This window comes from Thiomonas sp. 13-64-67 (genome assembly GCF_002282795.1).
GTDB classification, from domain to species: domain Bacteria; phylum Pseudomonadota; class Gammaproteobacteria; order Burkholderiales; family Burkholderiaceae_C; genus Thiomonas; species Thiomonas arsenitoxydans.
Genome location: NZ_NCKP01000017.1, coordinates 1 through 15,365, shown reverse-complemented (window position 1 = coordinate 15,365; position 15,365 = coordinate 1). Strand labels below are relative to the sequence as shown.

The following is a 15,365-nucleotide window of genomic DNA, read 5'->3' as shown; positions in this document are numbered from 1 at the left end:
TGCTCATCTTTCTGCAAGCGTCCGCCGACGCTCGATGGCGCGCATCATCGCCGCCTTGGTGCCATCCAAGACACGAGAACGCCCGACTTTGCTCAAGCCAGCCGGGATTGCGCCGATTCGCTTGCGCACCTCGTAATTGAAGGCCAACGCCCGTCGCCAGCGGATGCTCTGTTCTGTATTGAAGATGATCGACATGGAAATCGACACATCATCGGGACCATTGCGCACGTGGTGCCCCGCAATGAACGGGATGTGTAAGGTTTCCCCAGGCGAAAAATGAAACGAATGTCCGAGTGCATCGATTTCGGCAGACCAAGGCAGCTTTGTACGCGCGTAGGCGACGTAGGCCTCCCGATCAATCTGGCTCACGACACGATCATCCCACTGCTCGTAGACGTGAATCGTCTTTGAGCCGCGAAATTGCATCAGTAATGTGGAGTAGCGATCAATATGAAATGGAGTGATGCTGTTCGGTGAAGCGATAAACAAATAGAGGTGGGGATCGATGGGCTCGCTTCCGAGTCCGTGGCTGCGCAGAATTCCGCGCAGGTCGTCAACCAAGGCGTTACGCAGGTCTTTGAATGAATCATCCGTCTCGGGACGGCTGACCATGATGTAGGCATTCGAGGTGCGAATTTGCTCTATCGTCTCATCAATACTGACTTCTTTGGGGCGTTTGCGGAAAGTGGCTTCGAAATCGTCACCGTTTTGCAGCTTCGAGTTGGAAAACATCACTTGTCGTTTGGGCAGTTTCGGTAAGACGGCGCCCAGGTTCTCCAAGGTCAACGCCGGGTGGCCGAGGAGTTTGTGAGATAGCTTGAAGGGCGCGCGGTCCAGCAGCATGGCTTCCAGCTCAGCGTCGAAACATTGCATAACCACGATGTTTTCCTGCGCTTGATTTAGTAGGCGTAGTACCCGTAGGGCGACCCGGCCTTTGGCCCGCGGCTCTGGTTGAGCAGGGTGAAGACCATGGGATGGTCTTGCAGCATGCCGAGTGACTGCTGCACCGTGCCTTGATGGGTGCGTCCGGCCTGCACGACGAAAAGAATCTGCCCGGCGTGCAAAGACAGCGCGCGCGCTTCGGCGGAGGGCAGCAGCGGCGGTGCGTCGAGAATGATGACCCGGTCGCGGTAGCGGTGCGCCATTTCTTCGAGCAGCAGGTCCATGGTGGCGCTGGCAAACAGCTCGGTGGCTTGCGCGTTGGGTGTGCCCACGGGCAGCACGGCGAGCTTGGGGACGTTGGTTGCGAGGATGAGATCGGACAGGTCGAGCTCGGGGTTGAGCAGTTTGTCGATCAAACCCTGCGCCGGGGCGATGCCCAGGCGTTCGAGCAGACTGCTGCGCGAAGGATCGGCATCGACCAGCAGCACCGTGTGGTTCAGCTCGGCGGCGATGCTCATGGCGAGGTTGGCCGCCACGAAGGTCTTGCCTTCGCCCGGCAGCGAGCTGGTGACCATGATGAGATTGGGCCGGTCGATCTTGGCCGAGGCGGCCCCGGTGACGTTGGCAAGCAGCGGCCGCTTGACCACGCGGAACTCATCGACCAGCAGCGAGCGGGTGGCGTGCGGCACGATATAGCCCTGAGCCGCCAGCTTGTTCAAGTCGATCTCGACCTGCTTCGAACGCGTGCCCATGTCTTGTGGCTTCGCCGTGTGTTTGGCGGCCTCGGACGGCTGGGTTGGGGCGGTATGGGGTTGCGTACTCGCGGCGCCAGCGGGCGCGGTTGCAAAAGGTGAGGGCGAGGGCGCAGTTGGGGCGACTTCAGCGGCGGATTCGGGCTTCCAGAGGACATCGACTCCGGCGGTGCGGAGTTCCTCGAGACGCTTGACGGCTTGTTCAATGGTGCTCATGGTGTTTCCTTAAACGCCGGGCTGCCGCGTGAAATGGGCCCAGATGGCCCAGAGCAGCCCGATCAGCACGAGTCCGGCGATACCCAGCGCGAGATTGATATTGTTCCGTTTGTCGTGGCTGAGAATTTCGGGCGAGTTCAGCAGGGAGATGCTGCCGAGCACGGGGCGGTCGATGGTTTCGCGCAGGTGGCGCGGGCTGTGATAGGTCGGCATGATCTGCGAGACGATGAAACTTGCCGCCACTCCGCAGGCCAGTGCAAAAAACACCAGCAGAGCGATGAGCATGGGCTTGCTCGGGAACAGCGGACGCTGCTCCACACGCGGGGGATCGACCACGCGGAACACGGCAAGCTGCGAAGAAGCATCGACGCTTTGCGTCAGCCCGGCAGACTGACGTCGCGCAACCAGGTCGTCGTAGCTCTTGCGAATGACGTCGTAGCCGCGCATGAGTTCGGCATATTGCTGGTCGAGCGCGGGCATTTTGTTGGCCTGACTGCGCAGCTCGGCCAACCGTGCCTGAGCCTCGCCCACCTGGGCTTGAAGCGAGGCCACGTTGGCGTCGGCCTGTGCGACCTGCACGCGCAGCTGCTGGTAGGCCGGGTTGGCGGTGCTGATGGTGTTGGCGCCGATAGACGCTGGTTCAGCGGCTTGCGCGGGATGTTCCGCGGCGGCCTTCAGGCGTGATTTTCTTTCCGCTTCCAGCCGGGCCAGGGTCTGGCGCGCAGAAATGACATCGGGATAGTCGTTGGTGTAGCGCTGCAACAGATCGTCGAGCCGGGCGCGCTGCTCCTGAATGCGCCGGTCCACATCGAGTACGGACGCAGGAACACCGGGCGCCGCGGGGCCAGCGGCGGCAGCCATATAGGGCGATGTCACGCTGATGGTGGGAGATTCCCCACGCATCTGGCCGCTGATGGCATTGCGCGCGGCAATCGCCGCGCTGAGCTGACCCTGGAGCTGGGAGAGTTGGTCGGAGGCCTGGTTGACTCGGGTGTAGTAGTCGACATTCGCCGCACCGGAATAGCCGGGATGCTGGGTCTTGAAGTCTTTGAGCTTTTGCTCGGCGGCACTGAGCTGGCGGCCATAGTCGGCGACCTGGGCATCGAGAAAGTTGAGCGCCTGCTGGGTGTCTTGCTGCTTGCCGCCAATACCCGAGGTGAGGAACATGTTCACCAGATCTTTGACGACGCCGAGCGCAACCTGCGGATCGCTGTTGACGTAGCTGACGCTGTAGAGGTTTTCTCGCGCGTTGATGCCGAGCTTGATGCTCTTGAGCAGTTGATCGACGGTGCGGTTGACCGATTCGGGCTGACCATCATCGACCGCGAGATGCTTTTCACGCACCAGCCGCTCCAGATTGGGGCGGGCAAGCAAGGTGCGGGCCACCATGGCGACCTGATCGTCGATATTGGGCTGCACGGTCAGGCCTTGCATCAGCGGTTTGAGCAGGGTTTGCGTGTCCACATAAACGCGCGCAGACGCCATATACCGCTCGTGGAACATGGCCACGCCGATGCCGCCCAGCGCCATGATGACCCACGCGGTGAGCAGTCCGACCCAGCGCCTGTCCCACATGCCGGGCAGGAGGTTGAACAGGGGACGTAGTAAATCGTTCATGATGTGGCTTTTCAGAGTGAAGTGCGGCTGTGGACTCGTGGCGTTATGTGCGTCATGCCTGGGTCTCCAGGGTTTCGAGCACCTGGTTTTCCCACTGAGTCATCAGCCAGGTTTCAAGCGCCTGAGCGATGCGGTCGGAGGCATTGCCATCGTCCTCGAACGGGTTGGGACGGGCTTTTTTGTCGCCTTCCAGAATGTCACCCATGGCCTGGAAGATGCGACGGAAATCTCGCCCGACGAGCTGGTTGCTGCCCTGCTTGAGGGTTTGGGTGCGGGCGCAGTAGTCTTGCAGGGTCAGGCAGGGGATGGCGAGATAGGAGCTGGCATCCTGCAGATTGGCGCGGTCTGTCAACAGGCAGGTGGTCTTGCTGAGCAGGGCCAGCGTCTGCCCGAAGGGCAACTCGGGCACGCAGGCCACGCGCGAACCTCGCAGGGAGTTGCTCAAACCGTATTGCAGCAGGCGGCTATGCAGGGCGGTCGGCATCGGCCAGATGACAGGAAGAATGCGGCTCAGGCGCTTGGCGTTGGCCAGCATGTCGATCATCTTGTCGCGCGAAGTCGCCCATTCAGCGTCTTCGAGCAGCAGCAGCGCATAGCCCTGGGGGTTGGAGAGATAGGTCTTGGGCACCCCGATTTCCGTGGCGAACAGCTTGGGGTCTGGTGCATTGGCCAGGCCCTGCACGACGGCATCGATCCGCAGGTTGCCCACCACGCGGATGGATGCGGGAGGGATGCCGTCATGCGTCAGCGTATCGGCGCAATCCGTCCCCAGGGTCAGATGCAGATCGGTCAGTTGATCAATGACGATGCGGTCGATTTCTTGCGTATCGGCACGCTGGCCATGACGCAGGCCGGACTCGATATGCGCGTGCGAGATCTTTTGGCGCTGGGCCATCAGGCCGGCCGCAAGGGCGGCATCGCTGTCTGCGAACGTGAGCACTGCGGCGGGTCGGTAGGTGGTGAAAATCTGGTCGAGCCAATTCACCCAGACCGCAAGACTGGGCCGCTCATCCTGCGCGTCAGGCAGCAGGGCGAGATCGATTTCGGCCAGTGCTGGGTCGTTGGCGATGGCGGAAGAAGACAGTTGTTCCAGCCCGACCAGCATGGGTTGGGGCAAGCCGGAATAGGCCCGCATTTTTTGCATCAGCGGGTGCAGGGCGATGCGATCTTCCAGGGTTTGGGCGATGCAGAGCAGCGGGCCGGGCTCGCCCGGCTTGGGTGGCGCAGGTGCGCGGGTGAGGGCTTCGGCGACATCGCGCAAAACGGGCAGACTCGAAGCAGCGTCCGTCTGGAGGGGCGGCTCAGGTGCGGCGGGAGCGGTTCGCTGTACCGGCGCGGTGATGGTGGGGGCCTGCGGTTCGGTTGGATCGGCAGGGCGCAGTAGGCCGCCGATCTCCTCGCGAATTTCGCGGGCCACGGTGTCGACGCGCGCAGCGTCGATCTGGTCGGTGTTGTCGAGAAAGGCCGAGAGCAGCAGACGATTGCACAACATATTGATGCGACGCGGCAACCCGCCCGTCCAGTCGTGCACCGAAGCGAAAGCGGCATCATCGAATTGCGGGCGCCCCGTCCATCCGACTCGCTTGAGGCGGTGGATGATGTAGGCGCGGGTTTCGTCCGAGTCCATCGGGCCGATGTGGCAACTGGCGATGATGCGCTGGCGCAGTTGTTCCAGATTGGGTGCGCGCAGCACCTCGCGCAGTTCAGGTTGCCCGACGAGATAGCTTTGCAGCAGCGCACGGTTGCCATACTGGAAGTTGGACAACATACGCAACTCTTCAATGGCCGCCGCATTTAGGTTCTGCGCTTCGTCGATGACCAGCAGGGCACGACGGTTCTGCAGCATCAGGGTGGTGAAATGCGCTTCGAGCGCGGCGAGCAACTCGGCCTTTGACGCGTTTTTGGACGGCACGCCGAAGGCGTTGGCCACCGCGCGCAGTAAATCTTCGGCTTCGAGTTGGGTGCTGACGATCTGGGCTGCGGCGACCTTGGTTGGATCAAGCTCATTGAGGAGAGCGCGCACCAGGGTGGTTTTGCCCGCGCCGATCTCTCCCGTGACGATGATGAACCCCTCGCCCTGCATGGCGCCAAAGCGCAGATATTGGTGGGCGTAGTTGTGTCCCTTGCTCTCGAACAGAAAGCTGGGGTCTGGGTTGAGCTGGAAGGGCGGGGCGCTCAGGCCGAAGTGCGCTGCGTACATGAGCCTGATTCAAAACTGATGGGTGACACCGGCATAAACCGCCGATTCGTTTGCGCTGAGAAGGCCGCTATTGGCGGTATCGAGCAGTTGCCTGCGTGCGCCGAGAACCAGGATGGTCTGCGGGGAAAGGCGCCGACTGAGTTGCACGATGAATGTGGTCTGGCGGGTGCTGACCCCTTCATTGGGACCAAACCCTGTGCTCAAAGCACGCAGCAGGCCGACGTTCAGACTCATCACCGGGGTGAGGCGCCGTCCGTAGCTCAGGCCGATACCGTTTTGAACATAGTCAGCCGAGGCGAGCAGCAGATTGTTCAAAGGGGGTGAGCCGGGCAGGATCAGGTCTTGCGTTTTGGTGTGAAACACCGAGACGGTGTAACTATTGCGCTGCGCGAGCAAGACCCCGGTCAAGGTCAGGGTGTCTTGCAGGGTGGCAGACTGGGTGTAATAGTTGACAGCGTTGGGCAGGGTGGCGGGCAGACCGGTGACGGCCAGCAGGTTTTGCACCGCCTGCGCACGAGCGGCAGGGTCGGGGTACTGCGAGGCGAGCATGCCACCCAGCAGGGTGGACAAACTCACCCCCGACGGAATGGTCTGCAGCGAAGCGAGATAGGACGAGGGCGCCCGGTTCCAGTTCAGCCGCAGACTCAGGCGCTGAATCTGCTGCGAGGCGCTGATATCCCAGCCTGTGCCGAAAAAGCGCCGTTCCACCACGCCGTCGAAGCGGGTGAAGACATTGGGTCGCCAGTTGAGCTGCACGCCGTAGATGCTGTGCCCCAGGCTGGCATAGCCCGTGGAGTAATGCTCATAGCCGCCAATCAGTCCGCCTTCGAAATGCGGCGTGAAGGCATAAAGAACCCGGGCACGCGCGATTTCGTCACGCACGGCAAGCGATCCGCTGTCGGTGTAAACCGTTTCCTCTTGCTTGGCATCGAGGCCCCAGCCCAGGGGGGTGGGACGTCGATCCAGGCGGATGCTCTGCTTCCCATAGCGACCGTTGCTCAAAGCGGCGCCGGTTTGATTGCCGCTGATGCGGGTCCAGACGTTTTCGCTGCGCGCCCGCAACCGGAGATCATCGTTGAAACGATGGTCGATGTATGGGCTGAGGCTGTATTGGGTGGTGGTGTAGGTCGCGGTGCCGGTGGATTGGGCCGGGATGGTGAGCAACGCGTTTTGTTGCGAGTTGATGCCGGCATCGAAATACAACCATTGATCGACCAGCCTGGCATTCAGGCCCAGAGTGCCGGAGGGCAGGACGGTGTTGCTGTAGCTACTGCGGGCGTAATACTGGGCATTGAGCACAAAGTTGCCGAAAGTGCGCAAGTCGGGCCCGAGGGTTTGAAACGCAATGCCCGGGGTGATGCTGAAGATGGTGTCGGAGCGCGCGGGGTTGTTCGAGCCGAAATAGACATTGCTGGTCTGCACGACCGACATGCCCACAGAGGGCTGGACGAAGTTGCCACGCGCTGGGAGCGGTGCACTGGCCGTTCCCAGCGGTGTCAGCAGCCCACCCTGCGCTTCGCCGCCTTCGAGTTGCTGAGGCAGCGCCACGCCACCGGGTGCGGCGAGATTGAGGCCGGGAATGGCCTGCGCACAAGCCGATCCCGCCTGCAGAAGACAAAAGGCCAGCGGGGTCAGCGCGAACAAGACTTTGCGGCTAGAGGTCTGCATGGGCAGGATTCGGGTGAGGTGAATGAAAGCAGAGTCAAGGTCAGAACATGCTCTGCGGGATGATGATGACATCGCCCGGCTCCACCGGGACATTGGCCGACATTTCACCGCGCTTGAGCAGGTTGCCCAGCTTGATGCTGTAGGTTTTGCCATGGCGCTCCAGCACGGCGGCATTGCCATCGGCAAACTCGGTCAGGCCACCGGCGGCGATCATTACGTCGAGCAAGGTCATGTTTTCGCGGTAGGGAATGGCGATGGGGCGCACGGCCTGACCGACGATACGGATCTGCTGGCTGTACGGTCCATGAAACCCGGTCACGACCACGGACACCACCGGATCGCGGACATACTTCGACAGCCGCGCCTCGATTTCCTGGCCGATTTCGCCCGGCGTCTTGCCGGCCGCCTGAACGTCAGGCGCCAGCGGAGTGGAGATTTTGCCGTCCGGGCGAACCTGGATGGACATAGACAAATCCGGGTTACGCCAGACGTTGATATTGAGCGTGTCGCCAGCGCCCACCTTGTAGTGATAGGCGCCCTGGGTGATTTTTTCCGGCGCGGGCGGGTAGTTGTTCGCGGCGCAGGCGCCAAGCAGGAGGGCTGCCATAGAGGCGGCGGCCATGCGCCAAAGACTGAATCGGGAATTGCGGATCAACATGCTCGACCTCTGTAATGTCGGAGAAAGGATGAAAACGACGGAATTGTGGATGGGCAGTGTAGGAGGTTCAAGCCCTCATTTGATCGGTTTTGTGGTGAGTTTGCCTGTGAAATATCTCACGTCTGCCTCGGGAATCACGGGCATCCCCCTCGAATGGGCGCACTGCGCTGAGAGGGGGCGAATCCACCGAGCTGTTTATCCCGCCCGAACGCGGGGGATTAAAACGACGACGCCCGGGGCAGGCCCGGGCGTCGTCATGACAGCCGCTCAGGGCGGCTGGCTGCTGCTTTCTTTACTGTGGCAGGCCGACCGTCGGATTGCCGAGGTTGGTCCACTCGATCATCGAGCCGGTGTAGAGCTTGGAGTTCTTGTTGCCCAGAATCTCGTGGGAGACGAACCAGGCACCAGAGGCCAGGTGGCCGGTGTTGCAGTAGGTAATGGTCTGCGCGTCGGGCTGGATGTTGAACTCGGCGTAGATCTTCTTGTAATCGTCGGCGCTCATGAATTCATGCGCGGCGCCAACCGGCTTGACGATGGCGTCAGTCGGGAAGGAGCGCGCACCCGGCAGGTGACCGGCGGTCTTGTTGATCGGCTTTTTCACAATGCCCAGGAACTGGGCAGTCGGGCGGGCATCGATGAACTGATCCTTGCCCCCTTGCAGACCTTCCTTGACTTGCTGCATCGAGGCCAGAATGGCCTTGTCTTCAGCGCCGGCGGCCCAGTCGCCCTTGGTCGGCGTTACCTTATCGGTCGAGACGGGATAGCCGGCCTGAATCCAGGCGTTGACCCCGCCGTTGAGGATGGCGAGTTTGTCGCGCGGCTCACCGAAGTAGCGCAGCTGGAAGTACAGGCGGGTGGCCATGTCCATGGAGTCGACGCTCTCGCCGGTGGGCACGATCACGATGGGCTTGTCGGTCTTGTTCAGGCCCGAGTCGTCCATGACCTTGGTGAAGTACTCGGCGGTCGGCAGCTGGGCCTTGATCTTGACACCGTCCACCGTGCGTTCCTGGCGGATCTTGCCGAAGTCCACCGGAATGGCGCCTTCGATGTGCCCGCCCGTTTTCACCAGGGTCTTGACCTTGGTCTTGGGATCGACCTCGAATTTCGGAGCTTCGGTGAAGGTCTTGGGCTCGTCACGGATGTCGATGATGGTGACCGCGTCTTTATTGGCATTCAGCCATTGGGGGGTGACCAGCGGGCCGGGCAGCGTGGCCGCACCGGCGGTTTGTGCCGCGGCTACAGCGATGATGCTCATGCCGATCAGGTGTTTCAGTTTCATGTTGGCTCCTCGTTTGGATTGGTGTAACTGCATTTCAGGGCGTGTACCCGCCCGACTCTACCTACTCAGGGCGCATCTGCGCCCAACTCCTCCAACGCAAAGATCTGCGTCGAAAAATCAATACGGCACTGGCTCAGGATATGCGTGCGTCGGTCTTCAAGCAACTGGGTGCGCCCCCGCGCCTGCAGCGCCTTGACGCGCGCGTCGCGCATGTGGGCGATCAAATCGATCTGCGGTCGAAAAAAGGCGAACACGGCATCCAGCCACTGCCCGACCCTGTGCGGCTTGGCATCTTTGAGCGTAGTCTGGCGCGCCAGGGTGCAGACGCGCTCGGCATCTTCCCAGCATTCGGCTGTGACCCATTGGTTGGTCGTGAATACGCGCAATGGCATGCCACGCGCATCGATCGACAAGCCCGCGATGTGGGTGTAGCGCTGGTCGGACGGGCACTCGGCACGGTCGTTGGGAGCAAAGACATGGAAGTGACCATGCTCTGCCGACATTCGTTGGCTCGCTGCATGGGCGTGGTAATAAAACAAAGCCCCGGTGCGGCTTTTTGCATCGCGCTGCGGATAGTGCTCCCACTCGACATACGCGGCATTCCCAATGATTTCGGAGATCACCGTTTTGCCCTGTTGCAGCAGCGACTGCGTGGCTTCAAGCGCCTTGAGACCGTAGGCATACAGATCGCTTCGCTCTTGCGGAGGCAATGCGCGCAAGAGGTCGGCGGTAAAGCGTCGACCTTTGGGCGCGTGGCCAGACAACAGGGAAGAGGACTGGAGCATGGATAAACAAGACGCAGTGCAGAGACTGCGCCATGTGTTCAAGTCAGCTTATTTGGACGGAGCGCAAGGATTGCTGCTCTTGGAAGGAGCGCAAGGATTGCTGCTCTTCTTTTCCATTTTTTTGTCCATCTTCTTGGACGGAGCGCAAGGATTGCTTGGTGCGCAGGGATTGCTCGCAGCCTGCGCAACGCCGGTGGCGGACAGGCTAGACAGGGCCTGCGGCATGGGCGCGATTACAGCCGCAGCAAGGGCCAGGGCGGGAAGGGCTTGCGAGAGTTTGATGCGGGCTTTAGCCATGTGGAACTCCTGATGAGTGGTTGAAAAAAAATCCAGGGCAACTGCTTGCGGCCCTGCGCACTATCAACGTGCGTGCAGGGCCATGCGCTGACAGCGCAATGCGATTTAGCTGTTTTGCGGTGCAAACGAGCCGGAAGATTTGTTGCTGGTCTTGCGCGCAGAGGCATTGGTTCGGGTGAGGTAGCCCACAACTACGAGCACGGCGAACAGCAGACCCCAGACAGCCCAGGCAGGAAGGTGCAGCAACTGCGGCAAGGTCAGTCCATCTGGGCCAACCTGCTTCCAGGCCCAGCCCTCGATGGAACTGAACACGGAGTTGAAACCCAGGGTGCCGATGCCGATGCCAAGCAGAAAAATCAAGCCGTCCAGCTTGCCGGAGAACAAGGCCACGATGGACGTGCCTGGACAGTAACCGCCGACGGCCATGCCGACGCCAATCAGCACGCCGCCCAGCGAACTGCCCCAGAGAAAGACCGAGGGCACGAACATATTGTCAACAGCAATCACGCCTAGGCCTTGCAACAGATAGAGGCCGCCGGCCGACACGAGAATGGCGGTGAACATAACCTTGAACACGGCCCAGTCCTTGAAGCGCAACTGGGCGGTGAGTTTGCAACCGCTGCCGAAGCCGGCGTTTTCAAGGATGTAGCCGAAAATCAGGCCGAGGATGATGCCCGATACGGGGCCGGTGTATCCAAGAGGGAAGCTCATTTCCAGAGTCCTTTCGTGAGTTGGCCGAACACGGCGCCAGCAATGAAAAATCCGATCAGGAACAAGAAGCCCGCAGCGGCCAGCGTTGCGGAGCCCGAGAGTCCCATGCCGCTGGTGCAACCCAGGGCGAGACGAGCGCCAAAACCTGCTGCGATGCCGCCAATGACTGCGAGGACGAGTCGCAGGCTGCGCCCTGCTTGAGTGGGGCCGTCGATTTGCAGCTTGAAGCGGCCCGCCAATACGCTGCCAATCAAGCCGCCGATGGCCAAGCCAACGACTTCCCAGACTACCCAGCGATCCAGACCGACTTCAAACAGGTTGTGGAGATAGGTGTGGGCGGCAACGGTATTGGGATCGACCTTGCCCGCTACGGCTGCAGTCGCCAGGGTGGTTGCACCGGTCACGCCATAACCATTTCCGGTGACTAGAAACGTGGCCAGTAGTCCCAAACCCAACAAAACCCCGGCAACGTAGGGGTTCCAGAGTGGACGAGGTGTATTGCGCATGAGTAGGCTTCCTCCAGGGGTGATGCGGCGACATCCATGCGTGTGGCCGCGTGCTGATCGAACGATCAGCTTGTCTCAAATCAAGTATAGGAAAGATTTCATTATGCTTCCGGGAGTATTAGGGTTTTTCCAGACTAGGACTAACACTGATGCGGCCTCATTGAATTTGCGTTTAATCAAGCTTTTTTGGTGGGCGTGACAGGAATCCCCGAGATGAAAGGGGCTGTATAGATATGCTTGAATACCTAGGCAAAGACTCGCTGGCGAAGCGGTGACGTTCAGTACCGCTGCGGGTTCTCATCCTCAACCAACAGGCTGACTGTTTTGCAGGAGTCGAACCCTCGCTTGCCGCTGGATGGGGCCGAATTTGTTGAACGCCGCCCGAGCGCATTCGGGCACTCACTTGCACATCAGGAGACCAGGGTATGGCACATATCGTTGTATTGGGCGCCGGCATTGGCGGCATGCCCGCCGCCTATGAAGCGCGTGAAGCGCTCGGCAAAGCACACAAGATCACGGTCATCAATGCCGTGGACTATTTCCAGTTTGTGCCCTCCAACCCCTGGGTGGCCGTGGGCTGGCGCAGTCGAGACGAGGTGATCTTTGCGATCAAGCCGTATCTGGAGCGAAAGGGGATCGACTTCATCGCCAAGTCGGTGACCAAGATCGAGCCGGAGAGCAATACCTTGACCCTGCAGGATGGCGCCAAGGTCAATTACGACTATCTCATCATCACTACCGGGCCGAAGCTGTCTTTCGAGGAGGTGCCGGGTTCCGGCCCGCATGGCGGGTATACCAACTCGATCTGCAGTATCGACCATGCTGAAAAGTGCTACGCCGACTATGAGAAGCTGGTGGCCAATCCGGGGCCGGTGATTGTGGGCGCAATGCCGGGAGCGAGCTGCTTCGGCCCGGCCTACGAATACACCATGGTGCTCGACACCGCGCTGCGCAAGAAAAAAATCCGCAACAAGGTGCCCATCACTTACGTGACTTCAGAGCCCTACATCGGCCATCTGGGGTTGGATGGCGTGGGCGACTCCAAGGGCATCATGGAAAGCGCCTTCCGCAGCCATGACATCCGCTGGATCACCAATGCCAAGACCACCAAGGTGGAAGACGGCAAGATGTTCGTGGATGAACTCGACATGCAGGGCAATCTGGTCAAACAGCACGAACTGCCGTTCAAGCACTCCATGATGCTGCCCGCTTTCAAGGGTGTGGACGCGGTGGCTGCGGTGGAGGGGCTGTGCAACCCGCGTGGCTTTGTCATCGTCGATCAACATCAGCGCAGCCCGAAATACAAGAACATCTACTCCGCTGGCGTTTGCATCGCCATTCCACCGACCGGCCCGACGCCGGTTGCCTGCGGCGTGCCCAAAACGGGTTACATGATCGAGTCGATGGTCACGGCCATCGTGCACAACCTCGAGGAGGAACTCGCGGGCAAACAACCCTCGCACCGCGGCACCTGGCAGGCCATCTGCCTGGCCGACTTCGGCAATACCGGCGCGGCGTTCGTGGCCATTCCGCAGATACCGCCGCGCAACGTCAACTGGTTCGGCGAAGGCAAGTGGGTGCACCTGGCGAAGATTGCGTTTGAAAAATACTTCATCCGCAAGATGAAGAAGGGCAACTCCGAGCCGATTTACGAAAAATACATGATGAAGCTCATCGGCATGGAGCGCCTGCTGCATCCAGAGCGCAAAGACTGATCCCTCTTGCATCAGTTCGAGCCCGCAGGCTGTACGGTCTGCGGGCTTTTTTGTGGGGATCATGGCGGTTGCTTCGCGGCAGAACCCGGTCTGAGCAGTTAGGCTGCCAGGGGTTATTGGCGCTCGAAGAGAAATGATGATGTGGCTTTCCATTGCGATTTTTCTGTTGGCCGGAGCCTCTGCAGGTTTTCTGGGTGGGCTGTTGGGCATTGGGGGCGGCTTGCTGCTGGTGGCTGCGCTCAGCTTTGCGCTGCCTGCGTTGGGCATTCCAGCCGATGAGGTCATTCATGTGGCCGTGGCGACGTCGATGGCCAGTATCGTGCTCACCTTTATTTCCTCTGCCACGGCGCATATCCGACGCGGCGGCGTGCTGTGGCCGAGTTGGCGCTGGCTGGCGCCAGGTATGGTGATCGGGGGTTTCATCGGAGCGCATTTGGCGCAGATGCTCAGCGGCCCAGTCCTGCGCTATGTCATTGCCGGGTTCTGTGCCGTTATGGCGGTACAGATGGCAGCTGGTAAACGCAAAAAGACAGTGCCAAGTCAGGAGCACATTCCGCGTTCACCCTGGTTGTTGCCGGCAGGTGTGGGCATCGGGGCTGTGTCCTCCGTCGTGGGGATCGGTGGCGGGTCGATGACGGTGCCCTTGTTGGTGGCTCTGGGCGTTCAGCCGGTCAAGGCGGTGGCGACGAGTACGGTTTGCGGCTTGGCCATCGCCCTGTCCAGCGCGCTGAGTTACATGATCTCGGTTCATGCGCCCGCTCATCCCCTTCCGCCAGGGGCGTTTGGCTATGTTTTTTTGCCTGCGGCTGCGGCGACTGCTGTTGCTTCGATGGTGCTTGCACCGTATGGGGTACGCGTGGCGCATCGCATTTCGGGCGACGCGCTCAAACGGGTGTTCTCGATTTTTCTGATTTTTATCGGCGCATTGATTGCGTTCGGTGGGTAATCGACCCGGAGGCGATTAAACTTGATCGCCTGCCAACATTCCCAGTTTCCGGGCGGTTGAGTCTGGAAAATTTCACTTATTGAAAGGGCCGACGAATGTTTCCTTCTCGTATTTCCCGTCAATTCCTGGTGGCTGCATTGGGCGTGAGCCTGATGGCCGCTGCACCCGCCGCGCGTGCCGAACTGATTGGTACGCAGCAGCTCACCCAGCCGCAGTCCGGCCAGGACGCGGCTACGCTGGCCGCGGATCGGTCGACGCTTGACCATTTCATGGCGCGGGCCGATGTGCAGGCCAAGCTGGAGCAAATGGGGTTGAGCCAGGAAGTGACGCAGCAACGCCTTGCGGCGCTGAGCAATGCCGAAGTGGCGCAACTGGCTGGCAGGATCAACAGCATGCCGGCCGCAGGCGCGCTCGGTTTTCAGGAAATGGTGATCATTCTGCTGGTGGCGATTCTGGTCGTGCTGGCGCTTTGATGGGGTGTGCATGACGGCTTGTCGCCTGCGCGTCGCAGCGCAACTGACTCTTGCGCTCAGTCTGTTGCTCGGCGGTTGCGCCGCCTTGCCGCCTGGGGTCTTTTCGACGGCGCCGCTGCAATTTCAGCAGGGGCGCTTGGTGGATGAGCCCGCTGGCTTGCCAGCTTCTGCGACTGTGGCTGGAGTGCCGTTTTTTTCGGATGACAGTCACTACTGCGGACCGGCTTCGCTGGCCTCTGTGCTGGTCTTCAGCGGAGTGCGCACCACGCCGAAGCAGTTGATCCCGCAGGTGTTCACGCCGGGTCTGGAAGGAAGCCTGCAATTCGATCTGCTCGGGGCGTCGCGCCGGGCAGGGCGCATTCCTGTGGTTCTACCTCCCAAGCTCGGCGCTGTGTTCGAGCAGGTGGCTGCCGGCTTTCCGGTGGTGGTGCTGCAGAAGGTCGGGCTGGGTGCGCGCGATTGGCACTATGCCGTGCTGGTGGCGTATGACTTGCCGGGCGATCGCGTGACTCTGCGTTCCAGTACGGCCCGTGATCTGCAGCTTTCCATCGAGCAGTTTGATCGGTCTTGGGCTGCAGGCGGGAGATGGGCGTTCATTGCCGTCAAGCCCGGGCAGTTTCCGCCTGGAATTGATGAATTGACGTATTTGCGCGCCGTGGC

The 15,365-nt window shown here is 60.8% G+C and carries 15 protein-coding genes; 5 read left to right on the top strand and 10 right to left on the bottom strand.

Going from position 1 to position 15,365, the window contains the following annotated elements; all coding sequences use genetic code 11:
* Positions 1–3 precede the first annotated feature (3 nt).
* From B7X30_RS06605 to B7X30_RS06570, 8 genes are all read right to left on the bottom strand, one after another.
* Entirely contained in the window at positions 4–873 is an 870-nt protein-coding gene (locus tag B7X30_RS06605; RefSeq protein WP_286729966.1) for a cupin-like domain-containing protein, read from the bottom strand.
* A gap of 26 nt (positions 874–899) precedes the next feature.
* Positions 900–1,850, bottom strand: coding sequence for an XrtA-associated tyrosine autokinase (locus tag B7X30_RS06600; protein ID WP_286729965.1), 951 nt, complete (start codon positions 1,848–1,850; stop codon positions 900–902).
* A 9-nt stretch (positions 1,851–1,859) separates the two neighbouring features.
* On the bottom strand, positions 1,860–3,467 hold the full coding sequence (locus B7X30_RS06595; protein WP_013123663.1) for an XrtA system polysaccharide chain length determinant: 1,608 nt from the start codon (positions 3,465–3,467) through the stop codon (positions 1,860–1,862).
* Between the two features lie 52 nt (positions 3,468–3,519).
* Positions 3,520–5,667, bottom strand: a complete 2,148-nt coding sequence (locus B7X30_RS06590; RefSeq protein ID WP_286729964.1) for an XrtA/PEP-CTERM system-associated ATPase — start codon at positions 5,665–5,667, stop codon at positions 3,520–3,522.
* Positions 5,668–5,676: 9 nt separating this feature from the next.
* Positions 5,677–7,335 (bottom strand): TIGR03016 family PEP-CTERM system-associated outer membrane protein, encoded by a 1,659-nt coding sequence (locus tag B7X30_RS06585; RefSeq protein ID WP_286729963.1) that lies wholly within the window; start codon positions 7,333–7,335, stop codon positions 5,677–5,679.
* Between the two features lie 40 nt (positions 7,336–7,375).
* Positions 7,376–7,993: an XrtA/PEP-CTERM system exopolysaccharide export protein gene (locus B7X30_RS06580; protein WP_013106340.1), complete on the bottom strand. Its 618-nt coding sequence runs from the start codon at positions 7,991–7,993 to the stop codon at positions 7,376–7,378.
* Positions 7,994–8,285: 292 nt separating this feature from the next.
* Positions 8,286–9,272 carry a sulfurtransferase gene (locus B7X30_RS06575; protein ID WP_013123659.1) on the bottom strand — a complete coding sequence of 329 codons (987 nt, stop codon included), beginning with the start codon at positions 9,270–9,272 and terminating at the stop codon, positions 8,286–8,288.
* Positions 9,273–9,337: 65 nt separating this feature from the next.
* Positions 9,338–10,057 carry a DUF6969 family protein gene (locus B7X30_RS06570; protein ID WP_286729959.1) on the bottom strand — a complete coding sequence of 240 codons (720 nt, stop codon included), beginning with the start codon at positions 10,055–10,057 and terminating at the stop codon, positions 9,338–9,340.
* On the opposite strand from B7X30_RS06570, the gene B7X30_RS06565 reads away from it, so the two are divergent.
* Entirely contained in the window at positions 10,056–10,367 is a 312-nt protein-coding gene (locus tag B7X30_RS06565) for a hypothetical protein (protein WP_286729958.1), read from the top strand. The two genes, B7X30_RS06570 and B7X30_RS06565, sit on opposite strands and share 2 nt — an antisense overlap.
* Positions 10,368–10,459: 92 nt before the next feature.
* Here the strand turns inward: B7X30_RS06565 and B7X30_RS06560 are convergent, their stop codons facing one another.
* Positions 10,460–11,065, bottom strand: a complete 606-nt coding sequence (locus B7X30_RS06560) for a YeeE/YedE thiosulfate transporter family protein (RefSeq protein ID WP_013123657.1) — start codon at positions 11,063–11,065, stop codon at positions 10,460–10,462.
* Positions 11,062–11,571 carry a YeeE/YedE thiosulfate transporter family protein gene (locus B7X30_RS06555; protein WP_276707144.1) on the bottom strand — a complete coding sequence of 170 codons (510 nt, stop codon included), beginning with the start codon at positions 11,569–11,571 and terminating at the stop codon, positions 11,062–11,064. Before B7X30_RS06555 ends, B7X30_RS06560 begins: the two co-directional genes overlap by 4 nt.
* Before the next feature lie 425 nt (positions 11,572–11,996).
* On the opposite strand from B7X30_RS06555, the gene B7X30_RS06550 reads away from it, so the two are divergent.
* The 4 genes from B7X30_RS06550 to B7X30_RS06535 all read left to right on the top strand — a co-directional run.
* Entirely contained in the window at positions 11,997–13,286 is a 1,290-nt protein-coding gene (locus tag B7X30_RS06550; RefSeq protein ID WP_013106334.1) for an NAD(P)/FAD-dependent oxidoreductase, read from the top strand.
* A gap of 139 nt (positions 13,287–13,425) precedes the next feature.
* Positions 13,426–14,232 (top strand): sulfite exporter TauE/SafE family protein, encoded by an 807-nt coding sequence (locus B7X30_RS06545; protein ID WP_286729954.1) that lies wholly within the window; start codon positions 13,426–13,428, stop codon positions 14,230–14,232.
* 95 nt (positions 14,233–14,327) lie between these two features.
* Entirely contained in the window at positions 14,328–14,705 is a 378-nt protein-coding gene (locus tag B7X30_RS06540) for a PA2779 family protein (protein WP_286729952.1), read from the top strand.
* A gap of 10 nt (positions 14,706–14,715) precedes the next feature.
* Positions 14,716–15,365 (top strand): PA2778 family cysteine peptidase (locus tag B7X30_RS06535; protein ID WP_286729951.1); only part of this gene is annotated, 650 nt, incomplete at its 3' end.